This window comes from Marinilactibacillus sp. GCM10026970 (genome assembly GCF_042660675.1).
Taxonomy (GTDB): domain Bacteria; phylum Bacillota; class Bacilli; order Lactobacillales; family Carnobacteriaceae_A; genus Marinilactibacillus.
Genome location: NZ_JBHSUL010000032.1, coordinates 1 through 1,531, shown reverse-complemented (window position 1 = coordinate 1,531; position 1,531 = coordinate 1). Strand labels below are relative to the sequence as shown.

Annotated in this window: 1 protein-coding gene; it reads right to left on the bottom strand. The window is 35.9% G+C overall.

Annotation, left to right across the window (positions count from 1 at the left end):
* Window positions 1-56: 56 nt before the first annotated feature.
* Window positions 57-1,477, bottom strand: a protein-coding gene (locus tag ACFP65_RS10280) for an IS3 family transposase (protein WP_379918322.1) whose coding sequence is annotated in 2 segments (ribosomal slippage) — window positions 57-925 and window positions 925-1,477 — 1,422 coding nt in all. Because the reading frame shifts where the segments join, the coding sequence is not laid out codon by codon here.
* Window positions 1,478-1,531: the final 54 nt, after the last annotated feature.

Here is a 1,531-nt window from a genome sequence, read left to right as displayed (position 1 = left end):
TATAGTGACCCCAAAAAGTTAGACTTTTTTCAGAGCAGATATTCTGCTCTGTTTTTTTATGCTATTTTACACTCGTTTGTATGAGTTCGTCGATACTCGATTGGACTTAACCAATTCAATCGTTCTTTCATCCGTTCTTCGTTATAGTAAGTAATGAAAGATTCAATTGCCATTTTTAACTCATTAAAACTTTTGAATATCTTTCCGTAATACATTTCTTGTTTTAAAATACTGAAGAAATTTTCCATCGGACTATTATCTAAACAGTTGCCTTTTCGAGACATACTTTGAAAAATACTATGCATTTTCAGTTCTCGACTGTAAGCTTTCATTTGATAGGCCCATCCTTGATCAGAGTGAAAGGTTCTCCTATAAGGGCAACTATCCGTTGCCTTAATGGCTTCTTGAAGAGCGTCCATAATACTTTCTCCATTGGGTTGTTTTGTTATTTTGTAGCTCACAATCTCTAGATTAAATAAATCCATAAAGGGATCTAAATACAATTTTTTAATTTGTAATTGGCCAGAAACATTCGTTTCATAGTATTTAAATTCTGATGTATCCGTTGTAATCTTTTGGTAAGGAATAGGGGTGGTAAACCGTCGGTTCACTTTGTTTGAGGCAATGTGACCAACTTTCCCTTTGTAGGAGCTATATTTACGTGACTTACGTGTAAATGAAGTCACGCAAATCCCTAACTCCTTCATCAATCGTTGAATCTTTTTATGGTTCACGGTTGTCCCTTGTCTGACTAATTCTTTTTGGAGACGGCGATAGCCATAATTCTCATGTTTCTCTCTTATAGAAAGCAATTGATCTTTTAATACTTTATCAGGATCTTCTCTATTAAATCTTTTCTGCCAATACATATAAGTAGATCTTGGAAAATCAATGACAGATAGAATCTCTTTTAATTTAAATCTTCCTCGGAGGAAGTGGACGATCCGTGCGAGTTGTTCGCTCGTTTTTGAGATTCCACGTTCCGCAACCTCCTGAGTTCTTTTAAAAAGGCATTCTCAATTTCCAATTCTCGTATGCGTTTCGCTTGAGCTTTCTCACGATCAGTAAGCAGAGATTGGTCTTTAGAAACCTTAGGTTTCTTCTCTTTAGACATTTCAGACGGACGTCCTCTCGGTTTAGTTGAAAGCCCATCAATCCCTTCTTCACGAAACTTGATTACCCAACTGGTTAGTATAGATGGAGTATTCATGTTTAGCTGTCTAGCTAACTCTTGATAGGACAATTCAGTAGTTAAGTACAACTCTACCGCATTTAATTTAAATTCACTAGTATAATTGATCTTTTTTCGGCTTCTATAGAGTCCTTCTTCTCCAAAATTTTTATAGGCATTTATCCATTTTCTAACCGTTGATTCAGCTGGAATTCCATATTTTTTCGCTAAATAAGGGGATCCTCCTTCCCCTTTAAGATACGCCTTTACGATCTTATGTTTAAATTCAAAACTATATTTTGCCATTAAAAAAGACCCCCAGAAGTTAGATTTTAGGTCTAACTTCTGGGGGTCGGCGCA